The 17,028-nt window shown below is 51.6% G+C and carries 13 protein-coding genes; 2 read left to right on the forward strand and 11 right to left on the reverse strand.

Annotated elements, in window-relative coordinates:
• Positions 1–32: 32 nt before the first annotated feature.
• The 11 genes from DA718_RS18535 to DA718_RS18585 all read right to left on the reverse strand — a co-directional run bounded on the left by DA718_RS18535 (position 33) and on the right by DA718_RS18585 (position 13,877).
• Positions 33–1,262, reverse strand: coding sequence for a winged helix-turn-helix domain-containing protein (locus DA718_RS18535; RefSeq protein WP_112214632.1), 1,230 nt, complete (start codon positions 1,260–1,262; stop codon positions 33–35).
• Between the two features lie 43 nt (positions 1,263–1,305).
• Positions 1,306–2,286, reverse strand: coding sequence for a tetraacyldisaccharide 4'-kinase (gene lpxK, locus DA718_RS18540; protein ID WP_112214633.1), 981 nt, complete (start codon positions 2,284–2,286; stop codon positions 1,306–1,308).
• The gene (gene msbA / locus DA718_RS18545; RefSeq protein ID WP_112214634.1) at positions 2,283–4,031 is read right to left on the reverse strand and encodes a lipid A ABC transporter ATP-binding protein/permease MsbA; all 1,749 of its coding nucleotides are present in this window, start codon (positions 4,029–4,031) and stop codon (positions 2,283–2,285) included. The genes lpxK and msbA overlap by 4 nt, the downstream gene beginning before the upstream one ends.
• A 45-nt stretch (positions 4,032–4,076) precedes the next feature.
• The gene (locus tag DA718_RS18550) at positions 4,077–6,332 is read right to left on the reverse strand and encodes a ComEC family protein (RefSeq protein WP_112214635.1); all 2,256 of its coding nucleotides are present in this window, start codon (positions 6,330–6,332) and stop codon (positions 4,077–4,079) included.
• 205 nt (positions 6,333–6,537) lie between these two features.
• Entirely contained in the window at positions 6,538–6,825 is a 288-nt protein-coding gene (ihfB, locus tag DA718_RS18555; protein ID WP_004100704.1) for an integration host factor subunit beta, read from the reverse strand.
• 150 nt (positions 6,826–6,975) lie between these two features.
• On the reverse strand, positions 6,976–8,649 hold the full coding sequence (gene rpsA, locus DA718_RS18560; protein ID WP_110275160.1) for a 30S ribosomal protein S1: 1,674 nt from the start codon (positions 8,647–8,649) through the stop codon (positions 6,976–6,978).
• 136 nt (positions 8,650–8,785) lie between these two features.
• Complete coding sequence (gene cmk, locus DA718_RS18565) at positions 8,786–9,469, reverse strand: (d)CMP kinase (RefSeq protein ID WP_112214636.1); 684 nt, start codon at positions 9,467–9,469, stop codon at positions 8,786–8,788.
• Between the two features lie 171 nt (positions 9,470–9,640).
• Positions 9,641–10,408, reverse strand: a complete 768-nt coding sequence (loiP, locus tag DA718_RS18570; protein WP_112214731.1) for a metalloprotease LoiP — start codon at positions 10,406–10,408, stop codon at positions 9,641–9,643.
• Between the two features lie 144 nt (positions 10,409–10,552).
• Complete coding sequence (gene aroA / locus DA718_RS18575; protein WP_112214637.1) at positions 10,553–11,836, reverse strand: 3-phosphoshikimate 1-carboxyvinyltransferase; 1,284 nt, start codon at positions 11,834–11,836, stop codon at positions 10,553–10,555.
• A 72-nt stretch (positions 11,837–11,908) separates the two neighbouring features.
• Positions 11,909–12,997 carry a 3-phosphoserine/phosphohydroxythreonine transaminase gene (gene serC / locus DA718_RS18580; protein ID WP_112214638.1) on the reverse strand — a complete coding sequence of 363 codons (1,089 nt, stop codon included), beginning with the start codon at positions 12,995–12,997 and terminating at the stop codon, positions 11,909–11,911.
• A gap of 187 nt (positions 12,998–13,184) precedes the next feature.
• Positions 13,185–13,877, reverse strand: coding sequence for a DUF421 domain-containing protein (locus DA718_RS18585; RefSeq protein ID WP_112214639.1), 693 nt, complete (start codon positions 13,875–13,877; stop codon positions 13,185–13,187).
• A gap of 114 nt (positions 13,878–13,991) precedes the next feature.
• Between DA718_RS18585 and ycaO the strand changes: the two genes are divergently transcribed.
• Positions 13,992–15,752, forward strand: coding sequence for a 30S ribosomal protein S12 methylthiotransferase accessory factor YcaO (gene ycaO, locus DA718_RS18590; RefSeq protein WP_112214640.1), 1,761 nt, complete (start codon positions 13,992–13,994; stop codon positions 15,750–15,752).
• A gap of 387 nt (positions 15,753–16,139) precedes the next feature.
• A complete protein-coding gene (gene focA, locus DA718_RS18595; RefSeq protein ID WP_110275170.1) occupies positions 16,140–16,997 on the forward strand; it encodes a formate transporter FocA in 858 nt (285 codons plus the stop codon).
• The last annotated feature ends 31 nt before the right edge of the window (positions 16,998–17,028 follow it).

The raw sequence follows: 17,028 nt of genomic DNA on the forward strand, positions 1-17,028 counted from the left end.
ATAGATTCCGCAGAAGCATACCACACGCAGGCTCAGGCGGCGTCAATTTCCCAACCCTGTCGTTGCCCGGTAAAGAGTTCCGCCGGCAGCTGCCCGCAGGCCACCTGCGTCGCGTCCTGCCAGCGGGCAAAATCATCAATCGCCCGTTTTAATCCCTTCTCCAGCCCCGATGTCAGCTTGACCCCATCCTCCAGCCACAGTGAGAAAATTTCCAGTACCCCGGTTTTGCGATGCATTTTGCTATCCATCCGCCCCACCAGCTTTCCCTGGTGCAGAAGCGGTAAAACAAAATAGCCGAACTGGCGCTTCGGTGCGGGCGTGTAGCACTCCAGCCGATAGCTAAAGTTAAACAGCTGCTCGGCCCGTTTACGATCCCATACGACCGGATCGAAAGGCGAAAGTACGGCGCTATGGCTGGCAGACAGCCTGCCGCCAGGGGCTGACTCCAGTTGCGCTAGCGCATCGCGATGGAGCCACATTTCACCCAGCGCTTCTACGTTCACCGATACCACCAGCCCTTCTTCCTGCCATTTCGCCAACAAACCAGGAAGCGAGGGTTGGCGCAAGCGATAATAATCCGCCAGCCACTGCGGGCGAAAAACCCCCAGGCTGCGGGCGCTGTTGCGCAACATAATGTCTTCTGCCTGCTCTTGCGAAAGCCCATCCCGCTCATCATTCCAGTGCGGCATCACCCGATGCATCAGGTCATAAACCCGCTGAAAATTGCGCCGTTCGACAACCATAACTTCGCCTGCGGTAAATAAACCTTCAAGGTGACGTTTATGTGGTTTCCACTCCCACCAGCCGCTGGTGCCTTTGCGCGGATGCTCGAAATCTGCTGAGCGGACCGGGCCGTTTTCAGCGATATGATTCAGCAATTCCTGAATGCTCTCAGCATGTTCGTCCATCCACTCTTTATGATACTTCCAACCCATTTTATCCGGCGTCAACATGCGGTGACGCACTAGCGAAAAGTCGCTACGCGGTAAAAAACAAGCCTCATGAGCCCAGTACTCCATCAGTTCACCAGTGCGTAGCGCCTCATCCAGCCAGCCCTGGGGATAGTGGCCGAGGCGGCTAAAAAGCACCAGGTATGGGCTACGGGCGACAACGTTAATGGTGTCGATTTGCAATAAAGACATCTGCTGGATAGTCTGCAAAATATCTTCGGGTCGTGCGCGACGGCGGGGCTTTTTCAGCATCCCCTGCGCGGCAAGATGGAGATGGCGGGCTTCTTTAAGCGAGAGGGACAATACCGACATGCAGGTTCTCCATTAAGGGCTCCAGCGCAACGGTATGGCAAAACTAACGTTGCGCCAGCTTGACTAATTCCGTGAGCAGCCGCTGTGCGCGTTCATCAGCCATTATGGCGTCGACGGGTAAATACCACCAGTTAGCTTGCGCAAACTCCCGGCATTTTACCGCGTCTTTTTCGGTCATCAACAGGGTTTGCTGTGACGTCGCCAGTGCAGCGACGTCACTTTGATTCAATGCCTGATGATCGGCTAAGGCCACCGTTTTCACTGGCTGCACACCACAGCTCTCAAGCGTGGCAAAAAAACGCGGCGGGTGACCGATTCCTGCCATCGCCACCACATTGTCGAATGCTACGACATTTCGACGTTCGCCAGTCAGCAGATTCACCGCCAGTCCGGGACGGAGCAGCATCGGGATCTCTCCCGGCCGGGCCACGCCGCCATTAACGATAATCGCATCCACGCTACGTAAACGTGAGGCGCGCTCGCGCATTGGCCCAGCGGGAAGCCACCAGCCGTTACCAAAACGACGCACACCATCAATCACCACGATTTCTTTATCACGCGCCAGCTTATAGTGCTGTAGGCCATCATCAGTGACGATGATCTGCAGATCGTTAGCAGCCAGTAAAGCCTGAACCGCATCGCTACGAGATGGTGAGACGGCGACTGGTGCACCGGTACGCTGGCGAATCAATACCGGCTCATCGCCCGCTTCAGCAGTACCGGTATCAGCATTCAACAAGAGCGGATAGCTTGCCGCTTTACCGCCGTAGCCGCGAGAAACTACGCCAACGCGAATACCGCGCTGCTGGAGCTGCTCCACCAACCAGATGACAACCGGCGTTTTACCATTACCGCCGGCGGTCAGGTTTCCCACCACCACGACCGGGACCGGGGCTCGCCAGGCTTTTCGCCATCCCAGCTTATAGCTAAGCCGTATTAGCCCGCTCACCAGGCCATATAACCAGGAGAGCGGCAACAACAGCCACCATAAAGGCGATTCACCGGACCAGATGCGAGCAATCATGCGCCGAATTGCATCTTATGCAGTTGAGCGTAAACGCCCTTATGCTCCAGCAGATCGGTATGGCTGCCGCGTTCAACGATTTGGCCATCTTCCACCACCACGATCTCGTCAGCTTGCTCAATCGTCGACAGGCGGTGGGCAATAACCAGCGAGGTGCGGTTTTTCTGGAGCTCGTCCAGCGCAGCCTGAATAGCGCGTTCGGATTCAGTATCCAGCGCCGATGTGGCTTCGTCGAGAATCAGAATCGGGCTGTTACGCAGCAGCGCGCGCGCGATAGCAATACGCTGGCGCTGTCCGCCGGAGAGCATCACACCGTTTTCACCGATAATCGTATCGAGGCCATTGTCCATTTTGTTAATAAAGTCCATGGCGTAAGCCATGCGCGCCGCTTCTTCAATCTGCTCGCGGCTGTACTCTTCGGTACGCGCATAGGCAATGTTATTCGCCACCGTATCGTTGAAGAGATGGACATTTTGTGACACCAGCGCGACCTGATCGCGCAGGGAAGTCAGCGTGTATTCGCGCAGGTCATGACCATCCAGTAATATCTGGCCTTCATCAACATCGTAGAAACGCGTGATAAGGCTGGCGATAGTCGATTTACCTGAACCCGAGCGCCCGACCAGCGCAACGGTTTTCCCTTCCGGAATGTTCAGGTCAATATTGCGCAGCGCAGCGACTTCACGCCCAGGATATCTGAAGGTGACATTTTTAAACTCAAGGTTACCCTTCGCGCGCTCAATAACCCGCTTGCCTTCGTCTTTCTCCTGCTCGGAATCAAGGATAGCGAAAAGCGTCTGGCACGCCGCCATCCCACGCTGGAACTGGGCATTGACGTTAGTCAGCGACTTTAAAGGACGCATTAAAGCAATCATTGAGGAGAAGACAACGGTGATGGTACCGGCGGTCAGCGTTTCCATCACGCTCGGGAAGCTCGCAGCATAAAGCACGAAAGCCAGGGCCAGGGAGGCAATAAGCTGAATAATCGGGTCAGAAATTGATGATGCAGAGACCATTTTCATCCCCTGCAGACGCATCTTGTTGCTGACTTTATCAAAGCGCTTGGTTTCGACGGCCTGACCGCCAAACATCAGCACTTCTTTATGCCCTTTCAGCATTTGCTCTGCGCTGGTCGTCACCTGGCCCATCGTGTTCTGCATATTCTTGCTGATATTACGAAAACGCTTCGACACCACGCGGATAGCGATCGACACGATCGGCGCCAGGACGATCAGAATCACCGATAGCTGCCAGCTGTAATAAAACATCATAATGAACAGGCCAATAATCGACGCGCCCTCACGCACGACGGTGATCAGCGCGCTGGAAGAAGAGGATGCGACCTGTTCGGAATCATAGGTAATGCGTGATAACAGCGTACCGGTGGACTGTTTGTCAAAGAAGGCAACCGGCATTCCCATCATATGGCTGAATAAACGACGACGCATCGTCATCACGACTTTGCCGGAAACCCATGAGATACAGTAGCTCGAAACGTAGCTGGTAATGCCGCGCAGAATCATCAACCCGATCACCACCAGCGGCATCCATATCAGCACTGAGCGATCCGTTTTACCAAAACCATCATCCAGTAACGGTTTAAGAAGCGATAGCATGAAGGTATCACTTGCCGCGTTAAGCACTAGCGCCACTGCCGCAACGATTAGCCCGGGTTTAAACGGCGCTATAATCGGCCAGAGTCGGCGGAAGGTCTGCCACGTGGAGAGATCTTTATCGTTCTGCATTCAATAAACCAGCTTGTGTTGAAATAGCCGCATATTCTACCCGTTCTACGCCTTCCCGCCAAACCACTGATGATACCAACGAGGTAAAACTTGATCCCGTAAGCCATGGATTTGCCAACTATCTGTGGAAAAAACTACCGTAAGTTGCCCCTGGTGCGGGGTATCGAACCATTGATAACCCAGGTTCCGATAACGCTGAATCACTTTACTGGAGGGCATCCGCCATGCATTAAAGCGTGAAGCCGAGGCAAGTGCCGCTTCGCCTCCCACGCTCTGAAGTAAAGCTGTCCCTGATGAGGTATTGCTACCGTGATGCGGAACCTGGATAAGTGTAGACGCAAGATGCTGCCAATAGTGGCTAATCATCGCCATTTCCGCAGGGGTTTCGATATCACCCGTAAGCAGAATACTGTGCTTGCCGTCATCAATTCGCACTACGCAGGAACGATTATTTCCCTGCTTTGCCACTCCTGGTAATGGCCACAGAGCACGAAAAGTTAACCCTCTCCATTGCCAGGTTTCACCGCGCTGACAGGCTAAATGCCCCGCCCAGCCCAACGGGCTACGAACCCATAGTTGCGGCCATGCTTTCTGTATCGAATTCAATCCGCCGCGATGATCGAGATGTTCATGGCTCAGAATGATCCCCTCAGGTTGCAAATGATGCCAACGCAGCCAGGGGATAATAGTTTGCTGACCACTGTCACCGTCTGGCCACGCCAGCCCAGTATCATAGAGAAGCGCCGCACCCTGACGTTCAATAACCAGAGCCAGCCCCTGCCCCACATCCAGCATCGTCACTCGCCATTCATTAGCGTCGGTATTACGCCCAAAAGGCCGACTCAATAACACAAGGCACCCTAAACAAAGCGCAGGTAGCGTCCGCCAGGCATGAAAGCGCCAGGCTATCAATGCCAGCCAGGGTATTATGCTTACGCCAAGCCAGCGAACATCCAGGCCCAACCAACCTGGAGGCAGCTGGCGTAATGACCAGAATAACGCAGCCAGAATCCGGTCCGTCAGTTGCCACAAGGCCATCTCTACAAATATCGGTCCGCAGAGATGCAACAGCATCGCTACCAGAATCAGCGGGACAACGACGAAGGTAACCAAGGGCACGGCAATCAGATTGGCGATGATGGAAGTCATGCTGATGCCATGAAAGAGAGCAATTTGGATAGGGATAAGTAAGAACATCAATCCAATCTGCAAATGACACAGCGCAAGTATCTGACGTAGCAACCAATGCCTTTCACGAAGTGAAATCGGCGCCAACTGGTACCAGAAGATCAACGCAGCGACGGCAAACGCTGATAACCACAGGCTTTCGGATAAAACCGCTAACGGGTCAGCGAACAAAATCGCGCTAAGGCAGCAACACCATATTTGCCACGGCGACCAGCGTTTACCGGATAACCGAAGCCAGCAGCCGACGGCTAATGCGGCGCAGGTACGCAATGCAGGCGGCTGCATACCAGTCAGCCAGGAGTAGAAAATGGCGCATCCCAGGCCAATAAGCAACGGTGCCCGCCAGCTAAGCCAGCGGCATGGGAGAAAGAACTGCAGCCCTCTCAGTAATAACCAACCAAGCGAAGCCCCCAGCGCAATATGTAAACCCGAAATCGCCATCAGATGCGACGTGCCGGTTTCCTGCATCAAGGTCTTAATCTCACGAGGAACGGCCAGACGCTCTCCCATGCCTAATCCTAGTATCACCGACCGCCATGGTAATGTATCAAGTGTTTGGTTTAGCGATGCCAGATAGCGTGCCCGCAAACTACAGCTTCTGTCCCGGGCTTCGGCGGTAAGAAATCTTCCAGTCAGCGGGCGATGTTGCGACAAGGCATAGCGTTGACTATCAAATCCGCCATCGTTGAGTTGTCCGTGAACTGGGCGAGCGCGAAGCGTCATTGCCCAGACCTGACCCGCGCAGGGTGTTTCAGGTAGATAGTTGCCGTAGAGACTCACTCCAGGAGCGGGAAATAGCCGGCGCCCATCCAGACGAACGATCTTTCCCTGATGGGCTGTCTGTCCGTCGGTTGCGGTAAGTTCAATTTCAACCTGTCGATTTTTGTCTAGTAATGTTTCGGTTGGCCTTAACACCTGTCGGGCACTGAGTATCCCCCAAACCAGGAACAACATTATCAACGCGACATATTGCGCAGTGCCCTGACGGCATTGCGCAATAAGTAATGCAAGGGCAATGAGTCCCCAGACAACAAAGCGTCCGGGCAAAACGGGTAACCAGAGCAGCGGTAAGATACCGACAATCACACAGCCAGCGAGTTGTGGTAAACGCATTGACACCTCCTTGTCGGCAGAAGTGTCGCGCCAAATAGAAGATATGTCTCACACGGCGTGGATGAGTTGCATGGTGCTTTCCAGTGAATTTACTCTGTTACCAGAAAACGACCTGTGTTTTGCGAGGAGAGATGGAGAAAGTACAAAAAAAGCACCCGAAGGTGCTTTTTCAACGTTTAAGTATGTTGTCGCCGCTCAGCGAAACTTACTCTTCGTAAATATTGGCGCGGTCGCGTAATTCTTTCCCTGGTTTAAAGTGTGGAACGTACTTACCTTCCAGTTCAACTTTATCGCCAGTTTTTGGATTACGCCCGGTGCGGGGTGCTCGATAATGCAAAGAGAAGCTGCCGAAACCGCGGATTTCAATGCGCTCACCTTGAGCAAGCGTTGAGGCCATATGCTCCAGCATTTCTTTAACAGCATCTTCTACTGCTTTCGCAGGAATGTGAGATTGCTGGCTGGCAAGTCTTTCTATCAATTCTGACTTGGTCATTATTCCTCCGGTTTCCTTCAAGGCAAAGTTATCTAACAGCTTAAACAAGGGCGGCCGTAGCCGCCCTTTGTGCTTGATTACAGGACGAATCCTGCAATCTGTCAAGTAAACTCGTCATAATTCAGGTTGTTGTAACCCGAAAGACTAAGATTACTCGCCTTTAGCTGCTTTGAAAGCTTCAGCCATTGCGTTGTTAGAGAAACCTGCCTCTTCCTGTTTATTAACAGTAGCGATAGCATCTTTCTCATCAGCTTCGTCTTTAGCACGAACAGACAGGCTGATTGCACGGTTCTTACGATCAACGCCGGTGAATTTAGCTTCAACGTCGTCGCCTACGCTCAGAACCAGAGTTGCATCTTCAACGCGGTCACGTGAAGCTTCAGAAGCGCGCAGGTAACCTTCAACGCCGTCAGCCAGTTCTACGGTTGCGCCTTTAGCGTCAACTGCAGTCACTTTACCGTTTACGATTGCGCCTTTCTTGTTCAGTGCAACCCAGTTGTTGAACGGATCTTCTGCGAGCTGTTTAACGCCCAGAGAGATACGCTCACGTTCTGCGTCAACCTGCAGAACAACTGCTGCGATTTCGTCGCCTTTTTTGTATTCACGTACTGCTTCTTCGCCTGCAACGTTCCAGGAGATGTCAGACAGGTGAACCAGGCCGTCGATGCCGCCGTCCAGGCCGATGAAGATACCGAAGTCAGTGATAGACTTGATTTTACCTTCAACACGGTCGCCCTTGTTGTGGGTTTCCGCGAACTGCTGCCATGGGTTGTTTTTGCACTGCTTCAGGCCCAGGGAGATACGACGACGTTCTTCGTCGATATCCAGAACCATAACTTCCACTACGTCACCAACGTTAACAACTTTGGACGGGTGGATGTTTTTGTTGGTCCAATCCATCTCGGAAACGTGAACCAGGCCTTCAACGCCTTCTTCGATTTCAACGAAGCAGCCGTAGTCGGTCAGGTTGGTCACGCGACCAGTCAGTTTGGTACCTTCCGGATAACGCTTAGCGATAGCTACCCATGGATCTTCGCCCAGCTGTTTCAGGCCCAGAGATACACGAGTACGCTCGCGGTCGAACTTCAGCACTTTAACAGTGATTTCGTCGCCAACGTTTACGATTTCGCTCGGATGCTTAACGCGTTTCCATGCCATATCGGTGATGTGCAGCAGGCCGTCAACGCCACCCAGATCAACGAATGCACCGTAGTCAGTGAGGTTCTTAACGATACCTTTGACTTCCATGCCTTCCTGCAGGTTTTCCAGCAGCTGATCGCGTTCTGCGCTGTTTTCGGACTCGATAACAGCACGACGAGAAACAACAACGTTGTTACGTTTCTGGTCCAGCTTGATGACTTTGAATTCAAGCTCTTTGCCTTCCAGGTGCAGCGTGTCGCGCACCGGACGAACGTCTACCAGGGAGCCTGGCAGGAACGCACGAATACCATTCAGCTCAACAGTGAAGCCACCTTTAACTTTGCCGTTGATAACACCGACTACAGTTTCAGCTTCTTCGTAAGCTTTTTCCAGCGTGATCCAAGCTTCGTGACGTTTAGCTTTTTCACGGGAAAGCAGGGTTTCACCGAAGCCGTCTTCTACTGCATCCAGAGCAACGTCAACTTCGTCACCAACCTGGATTTCCAGCTCGCCCTGGGCGTTTTTGAACTGCTCTGCCGGAATGGCAGACTCAGATTTCAGACCGGCGTCAACCAGTACGATATCTTTGTCGATAGCAACAACAACACCACGAACGATGGAACCCGGACGGGTTTCGATTGTTTTTAAGGATTCTTCAAATAGTTGAGCAAAAGATTCTGTCATGTTTAATCTTCAGGTTTCATATTTAACGTCCACCTGGCTCCATGCCGGATGGGGTTGTTTAACATACCCGCTAACACTCCATTGCTGCGGGGGTACTGCTAAAATTCGGAGGCTCTTGCGCTTCACCGATGAACGATTAAGCGACTGCCAGTTTTTCGCGCGCATATTGTAGCGCTTTTTCAATCACTTGCTCAATGTTTAGTTCTGTGGAATCAAGAACCAAAGCATCAGTTGCCGGAACAAGCGGCGCCACAGTGCGATTACGATCGCGGTCATCGCGCTCTTTTATCTCGGATAAAAGGCGATCAAAGTTAACACTAAAGCCCTTCTCCTGCAACTGGAGCATACGACGCTGAGCACGTTCTTCCGCTGAGGCATCAAGGAAAATTTTCACCGGCGCATCAGGGAACACTACGGTCCCCATATCACGCCCGTCGGCAATCAGGCCGGGGAGTTCGCGGAAGGCGCGCTGACGGCGCAGCAACGCTTCTCTTACGCGGGGGAAAGCGGCCACTTTTGATGCCGTATTAGCCACTTCCTGAGTGCGAATTTCAGCACTAACATCCTCGCCTTCAAGAATCACTTCCAGGCTACCGTTAGTAGAAACAAAACGCACATCCAGATGCGCGGCCAGTGGAACCAGCGCGTCTTCAGATTCAACATCTACGTGGTGATGCAATGCCGCCAGAGCCAGAACACGATAAATCGCCCCAGAATCCAGCAGATGCCAGCCCAGCGTTTCCGCCATTGCCTTGCACAATGTGCCCTTACCCGCACCGCCAGGCCCATCAATGGTGATTACCGGAACAGCTACCGTCATCTTTTTCTCCTTCAGCAAGGCGCATAAATATATAAACGCCGCGCATTATACGCATCTATACGACGGAAAGTGAGTGTTGCTTGCAAATTACGGACAACAGGAAATGGAATGCAGAAGAATTACGCAATTATAGCGGGCTGATGGAGCATCAGCCCGGATTGGGGCGAAGTTTTACTTTTTATCAGCGGCGATGCGGTCACGAATGTGCTGCGCACGTTCAGCTGAAGGCGGGTGTGAATCGAACAAAGATTTACTATGCCCGGCGTCAAGGCTGGCCAGTTTGTCGAAGCTTCCCACCAGACCTTGGGTGCTGATCTTACGTTTCTTCATCAGATCGTAAGAGAAATCATCGGCATCCGATTCCTGAGAACGGGAGAAGGCTGAGTTAATCATTCCCTCGGCGATATCACCCAACTGAGATTTAGACAAACTCGCAGCCGCTCCACCAGCTGCTGAAACAGCATCACGCGCGGCGATAGTTGCATAAGCGGTTTGCATCGCTTTACGCGAGTGACCCAGCGCAACGTGACCCAGTTCATGGCCCAGTACGCCTTCTACTTCATTATCAGTCATCATGTCCATCAGACCGCTATAGACGCGCACGCAGCCGTTAGCCATTGCCCAGGCATTCACGTCTGATGTCACGTAAACTTTGTAGTTTACCGGGATGCCGTCGATATTATTGCCTAACGCTTTGGCAATTTTATTCAGGCGCTTGGTGTACTTGCTTGAAGAGCCCGCCAGTTGATTTTCGCCATCCATCTGCTTGCAGGCATCATCGGAAAGTGTTTTGACTTCAGAGTCAGAGAGGGTCGCTGCTTTGTAGGCCGTCATCCCGGAATTGACCAGGGCGTTGGTATCCACACCTGGCATATTTTTACAACCTGCCAACAACGTGGCAGAAACAGCTAAAGCCAGCATTAATTTTGTATTTTTCATATCAATCATCCATTGATTTTCATATTAATCGCTTATAAATCCTATATTTACAAGCAATCAAGGCTAGCATTTAGTTTATCTGCCGACAAGCACGTAAAAAAAACGCCGACCTCCAGGCCGGCGTTTTTATAGGACTTGCGTCATTCAAGCCAGTGTGCTGATACGCGCCAGTTGCTCAAAGTAATCCGGGAAAGTTTTCGCCGTACACTTCGGATCGAGGATCGTGACCGGGGTATCGGAAAGCGCCACCAACGAGAAACACATTGCCATGCGGTGGTCGTTATAGGTACCGATGTCTGCAAACTGCAGTTTCGCAGGTGGAGTGATGCGGATGTAATCCTCACCCTCTTCAACTTCAGCGCCCACTTTACGCAGCTCTGTTGCCATAGCAAACAGGCGGTCGGTCTCTTTGACACGCCAGTTATAAATGTTGCGCAGCGTGGTGGTACCTTTCGCAAACAACGCGGCAGTGGCGATAGTCATCGCAGCATCCGGGATATGATTCATGTCCATATCAATGGCGTTCAGCTCGCCATGAGTACAGGCAATAAAATCGTCCCCCCAGGTAACGGTTGCGCCCATTTTCTCCAGCACATCGGCGAAACGAATATCGCCCTGCACGCTGTTACGACCGATACCGGTCACTTTCACCGTACCGCCCTTAATCGCGCCAGCAGCGAGGAAATAGGATGCCGAGGAGGCATCACCCTCAACCAGATAGTCGCCTGGTGATTGATACTGCTGATTGCCTCGTACCACAAAACGCTGATAAGACTGGTTTTCAACCTCAACGCCAAACGTCTTCATCAGGTTGAGCGTGATATCAATGTAAGGTTTGGAAACCAAGTCGCCTTTAATAGCAATAACGGTATCCTGCGGAGCCAGCGGCGCGGTCATCAACAGCGCAGTGAGAAACTGGCTGGAAACGCTGCCGTCAACATCAACATGACCTCCGTTGAAACCACCGCGCAGACGCAGAGGCGGATAGTTTTCCTGCTCCAGATAATCGATTTGTGCACCGCCCTGACGCAACGCATCAACCAGGTGGCCAATCGGACGCTCTTTCATTCGCGGCTCACCGGTCAGCACAATATTATTGCTACCCAGGCATAACGCCGCCGCCAGCGGGCGCATTGCGGTCCCGGCGTTACCGAGGAACAGTTCCAGCACCTGGTCAGACTGTAGTGGACCCCCGTTACCTATCACTTCGCAACGAGTACGATCGGAGGACAGGGTGTAATGAACTCCCAGGGCGTTGAGGGCATTCAGCATGTGGCGCACATCGTCGCTATCCAGCAGATTGGTCAGCACCGTAGTGCCATGGGCTAATGCCGCCAGCAGCAAAGCACGATTGGAGACACTTTTGGACCCGGGCAGGTTAATAGTGCCATCTACACGTGCGATGGGTTGTAACGTCAGGGATTCCATTAAACTCAACTCTCAAACAAACAGAATAAAAACCCCGCAGGCTGGCTGCGGGGATGAAAAACAAGGCAACGATTAACCGTGACGGCGTTCGAAGTCCTGCATAAAGTCAGTCAGCGCCTTCACACCGGCCAACGGCATCGCATTATAAATGGAGGCTCGCATGCCGCCCACCACGCGGTGACCTTTCAACGCATGCAGACCGGCGGCAAAAGACTCTTCAAGGAACAACTTGTCAAGAGCGCTATCCGCCAGTTGGAACGGCACGTTCATGCGAGAACGGTTCGCCACAGCAACGTCATTGCGATAGAAACCACTGCGATCAATCACGCCATATAGTAAGTCGGCTTTCTGCTGGTTAATTTTATCCATCACAGCGACGCCGCCCTGCTCTTTCAGCCACTTAAACACCAGGCCTGACAGATACCAGGCAAATGTCGGCGGCGTGTTGAACATTGAGTCATTCTCAGCCAGGATGGAATAGTCAAGAATCGACGGGCAGGCTACGTTGGCTTTGCCCAGCAGATCTTCGCGAACAATAATCAGCGTCAAACCTGCCGGACCGATGTTTTTCTGCGCACCGGCGTAGATCACGCCATAACGGCTAACGTCGATTTCACGAGATAAAATAGTCGAAGATAAATCCGCCGTAACTATCACATCGTCAGCAAAGTTCGGCGCTTCTTCGATGGCAATACCATCAATGGTTTCATTCGGGCAGTAGTGCAGGTACGCAGCGCCAGGCGTCAGTTGCCATTCGCTCATTGGTTTAACCGCGCGCAGACCGTCAACGGTGATTTTGGCGTCGATTACGTTCGGATTACAGTATTTATGTGCTTCTTTAACCGCGCTGGCTGCCCAGTAACCAGCATCTACGTAGTCGGCAACGGTTTTATCGCCAAGCAGATTCAGCGGGATGCCCGCAAACTGTCCGCGGCCGCCGCCATGACAGAATAAAACTTTGTAGTTGGAAGGAATATTGAGCAGGGAGCGAAAATCCTGTTCCGCCTCTTCAGCCACCTTAATGAACTCTTTCCCACGGTGGCTGATTTCCATCACCGACGTCCCCAAACCATTCCAGTCACACAGTTCCTGCTGCGCCAGTTTGAGTACTTCCGCCGGCAGCATTGCCGGGCCCGAACTGAAGTTATAGACCTGAGCCATTTACCCTCACCACGTTGCTATGTTATTTGCCCGCGAACCGTCGCGGGCATAAGTTATTCCTGTGGCTATCGGTTTTATCATTCAGTGACACGTACCGCAACGGCTAAAACTGAACAGTGGCAAAATGCGACCCCACTCACACAAAAGAATCTGCCAGCTTGACGTCATATAACCGACATAATTGCTGTCAGGTGACTCTTTTTGCTCGACTGACCTTCGACCATTCTGCATTTGCACAACGCGGGCATAATTGCTTATCCCCGGCACGAAACATAAGGATTGCGCTACAGCGGACGCAGGCGTACTCATCATCATGTGGGATGGTAGTAAAACGCTCAGTAAAGCGTGAAGGTAAAATAGAGAGTCCGGCTTTAACATTCGGATCCGGGTAGTAATAAAGGCTAATTTGCCCGTTAGTTTCCAGAATAGCCAGCCGGACCTGCCCCAGTTGTTCCACGCCGTTGGTGCGAAGCTCCATAAAAAACTCAAATTCGGTCATGTTTTCAGCCTGGAGCTTTTCCCATGCCAGCTCGCCGTCTTCCACCACCACGATCGGCTTACCTTCAAGTAAATCCTCCAGCTTTTCACTGTGCCCCATCAGCCACATGACTAGCCGGTACAGGAGAGCCAGAGTGATAAAAACGGCCAGCACCGGCAGCATGGGGACATCATCATAGAATGCGACATCACCTGCCGCCGAGCCGAGGGTCAGAATGATCAGTACTTCAAACAACGACATCTGTCGAACGCCACGCCGACCGGTGATTTTAAGGAAAATGAATACCAGCACGAAGGTATAGAGGCTACGTAACGCCACCTCGGCAAGAAATTCCACTGGCACCTTATCCAGTGCCATACGATGCCAATCAAAAGTCTTCATGGTTAACGCCTGAACAGTTATCGAATGACATAAGCATAGCCAGACGATGGAGATAGCACCTGTCATCTAAAACCCGTATGATTGCGCGCTTTACGTACGATAAAAGTGAATGCCATGACTCAAACATTTATTACCGGCAAAGATGCCGCCCTGGAAGATTCCATCGCTCGCTTCCAGAAAAAATTGCTCGACCTCGGATTTGATATTGAAGAGGCTTCATGGCTCAACCCGGTACCGCACGTCTGGTCAGTGCACATCCGCGATAAAGAGTGCGCTTTATGTTTCACCAACGGTAAAGGCGCAACCAAAAAAGCCGCGCTGGCTTCCGCACTAGGGGAATACTTCGAGCGTCTCTCCACTAACTACTTTTTCGCTGATTTCTGGTTGGGCGACACCATCGCTAACGGCCCTTTCGTTCACTATCCGAATGAAAAATGGTTCCCGCTCACCGACGATGATGAAGTGCCGGAAGGCTTGCTAGATGCCCGCCTGCGTGCGTTCTACGATCCTGACGATCAGTTAACTGCCAGCATGCTGGTGGATCTGCAATCAGGTAATGACGATCGCGGCGTGTGCGGCCTGCCGTTCACTCGCCAGTCTGACGGCGAGACGATATATATTCCGATGAATATCATTGGCAACCTGTACGTTTCGAATGGCATGTCTGCGGGCAATACCCGCAACGAAGCCCGCGTTCAAGGTCTGTCAGAAGTATTTGAACGCCATATTAAAAATCGCATTATTGCTGAAAGCATCAGCTTGCCGGAAATTCCGGCGGAGGTGATGGCGCGTTATCCGGGCGTTGTGGAGTCGATTAATAAACTGGAAGCCGAAGGTTTCCCGATTTTCGCTTATGACGGTTCACTGGGCGGCAAATATCCAGTTATCTGCGTTGTGCTGTTTAACCCGGCTAACGGAACTTGTTTTGCGTCTTTCGGCGCGCACCCTGATTTCGGCGTCGCGCTGGAACGTACCGTTACCGAGTTACTGCAAGGCCGTGGCCTGAAAGATCTCGACGTCTTTACGCCGCCGACCTTCGATGATGAAGAAGTTGCCGAACACGCCAATCTTGAGACTCACTTTATCGATTCCAGCGGTCTGATCTCCTGGGATATGTTTAAGCAGGATGCCGACTACCCATTCGTGGACTGGAGCTTCTCCGGAACGACGGATGAAGAGTTCGCCACCCTGATGGCTATCTTCAAACAAGAAGATAAAGAAGTGTATATCGCCGATTACGAACACCTGAGCGTCTACGCATGCCGAATTATCGTTCCGGGCATGTCCGATATCTACCCGGCGGAAGATCTCTGGCTGGCGAACAACAGCATGGGTGCACACCTGCGGGAAACCATTCTTTCCCTGCCGGGAAGCGAGTGGGAAAAAGAAGATTATCTTGCGCTTATCGAACAAATGGACGATGAAGGCCTTGATGATTTCACCCGCGTTCGCGAGCTGCTTGGCCTGGCAACTGGCAAAGATAATGGCTGGTACACGCTACGCATTGGTGAGTTAAAAGCGATGCTGGCGCTGGCGGGAGGTGATATTGAGCAAGCCTTGATCTGGACCGAATGGACCATGGAGTTCAATGCTTCAATATTTAGCGCTGAACGCGCTAATTACTACCGTTGCCTGCAAACGCTACTGTTGCTCAGCCAGGAAGAAGAGCGCCAGCCGCTGCAATACCTGAACGCCTTTGTGCGTATGTACGGCGTTGAAGCAGTAGAAGCCGCCAGCGCAGCGCTTAGCGGCGAAGCTCCTTTCTACGGTTTGCAGACCGTAGACAGCGATCTGCTGGCTTTCCCGGCTCATCAGTCTTTACTGAAGGCCTATGAAAAGTTGCAGCGCGCAAAAGCTGAATTCTGGGTTAAATAACGCGTTTTTATCTGTCAAAATATCAGTATCACGGGGGTCAGTTGTGACCCCGTTTTTCTTATGCTTTTCGCAAGCCTTCGATTATTTGTGGCAACAAAGTTAATTAATAGTGAAAAATAACGAATAGTCGCTGAAAATATTGTTAGTTTTAATAAAAATACCCCATTTTAATTAACCACCAGAGAGGGCGAGAATGAAAAAAATCAACATAATTTGCAAATTTTAAAATTTATTTTTCACATAAAAAACAACATCTTAAGTGCATTTAAAGCCAAAACCATACACTAAAAAGGCCTATAGTTCCGGTAGGATATGATCTACATCAAATTCCCTTCTATAATGCTTTGTTAGTATCTCACCGCCAACTTACATAAAGAGAGAGTTAGTGTGAAAGCTGACAACCCTTTTGATCTTTTACTCCCTGCAGCTATGGCGAAAGTCGCCGAAGAAGCGGGTGTCTATAAAGCGACAAAACATCCGATAAAGACGTTTTATCTGGCTATCACCGCAGGTGTCTTCATCTCTATCGCTTTTGTTTTCTATATCACAGCAACAACCGGCGCGGCCGGGATGCCTTTCGGTGTTGCCAAACTGATTGGGGGCGTCTGCTTCTCACTGGGTTTGATTCTCTGCGTCATTTGCGGTGCCGACCTGTTTACCTCCACCGTACTTATTGTCGTGGCGAAAGCCAGCGGGCGAATTACATGGGGTCAACTGGCGAAAAACTGGCTCAACGTCTATGTTGGTAACCTGATCGGCTGCTTACTGTTTGTGTTATTGATGTGGCTTTCAGGCGAATATATGACCGCCAATGGTCAATGGGGGCTTAACGTCCTGCAAACCGCCGACCACAAAATGCACCATACTTTTATTGAAGCCGTGTGCCTGGGTATCCTGGCAAACCTGATGGTCTGCCTTGCGGTATGGATGAGTTACTCCGGCCGTAGCCTGATGGATAAAGCCATGATCATGGTTTTACCGGTGGCAATGTTTGTTGCCAGCGGATTCGAGCATAGTATCGCTAACATGTTTATGATCCCGATGGGCATCATAATCCGCGACTTTGCAAGCCCGGAATTCTGGACCGCGGTAGGTTCAACTCCGGAAAGTTTCTCTCACTTAACCGTAATGAACTTCATCACTGATAACCTGATTCCGGTAACTATCGGGAACATCATCGGCGGTGGTCTGCTGGTTGGGTTGACATACTGGGTCATTTACCTGCGTGGCGACGACCATCACTAAGGGTTGTTTCAGGCAGTAAATAAAAAATCCA

Origin of the sequence: Klebsiella huaxiensis, from assembly GCF_003261575.2 — a bacterium.
GTDB classification, from domain to species: domain Bacteria; phylum Pseudomonadota; class Gammaproteobacteria; order Enterobacterales; family Enterobacteriaceae; genus Klebsiella; species Klebsiella huaxiensis.